At 53.5% G+C, this 934-nt stretch carries 1 protein-coding gene; it reads left to right on the forward strand.

All coding sequences use genetic code 11. From position 1 onward, the window contains the following. A partial coding sequence (locus ABN764_RS29480) for a condensation domain-containing protein (protein WP_446673863.1) occupies positions 1–934 on the forward strand: 934 nt, incomplete at both ends.

Below are 934 nucleotides of genomic sequence, written 5' to 3' on the forward strand. Positions count from 1 at the left end.
TGTTTATGAATAGGGAGAAAAGCGAGGGTCTGAAACGGCTTGCAGCCGAGAACGGCGCAACGCTTTACATGGTTCTGCTTGCTGGTTATACAATATTATTGCATAAATATACTAGTCAAGAAGATGTGGTGGTTGGTACGCCGATAGCGGGAAGAAATCACAGCGACGTTCAGCTGCTGATCGGAATGTTCGTCAATACTCTGGCCATCCGCAGTTATCCGACTGCCGGTAAGACGTTCCTTGACTACTTGAAGGAAATCAAGGAGACGACGCTGGGCGCTTTTGAACATCAGAATTATCCATTTGAGGAACTGGTAGATAAGGTAAACGTGGCTCGCGATTTAAGCCGCAATCCGCTGTTCGATACGATGTTTGCTTTGCAGAATACAGAGAATTTGGAAATCCAGCTTCCCGGACTCCATTTGTCGACGTATGCCAGCGAAGAAATTGTTTCTAAATTCGATCTCAGCCTGGACGTCACGGAGATCGAGGAAGGCTTGGAATATCTGTTTGAATACGCCACTGCTCTTTATAAAACCGAAACGGTGGAGAAATTGGCCGCTCACTACTTGCAACTGCTTGAATTCATTCTCCGCAACCCGTCGGCGACTATTGCCGAGCTGGGAATTTTGACACCAGCGGAAAAAGAACAAATTCTCGGCGCGTTTAACCCGGCGCAGCCGGAAGCGGCTCCTGCGGCCGCGTTCCACCGGCTGTTCGAGGAACAGGCGGAGCGTACGCCGGAAGCGGAGGCCGTCGTGTACGAGAACGACCGGCTGACGCATGCGGAGCTGAACGTGCGGGCGAACCGCTTGGCGGCTACGCTGCGCGCAAGCGGCATCGGCCGGGAGTCGATCGTCGGCATTCTCGCCGAGCGTTCGGTGGACCTGTTGGTGGCCGTGCTGGCCGTCTGGAAAGCGGGCGGGGCGTATGT

This window comes from Paenibacillus wuxiensis (assembly GCF_040195695.1).
In the GTDB taxonomy this organism is placed as follows: Bacteria; Bacillota; Bacilli; order Paenibacillales; family Paenibacillaceae; genus Paenibacillus_B; species Paenibacillus_B suaedae.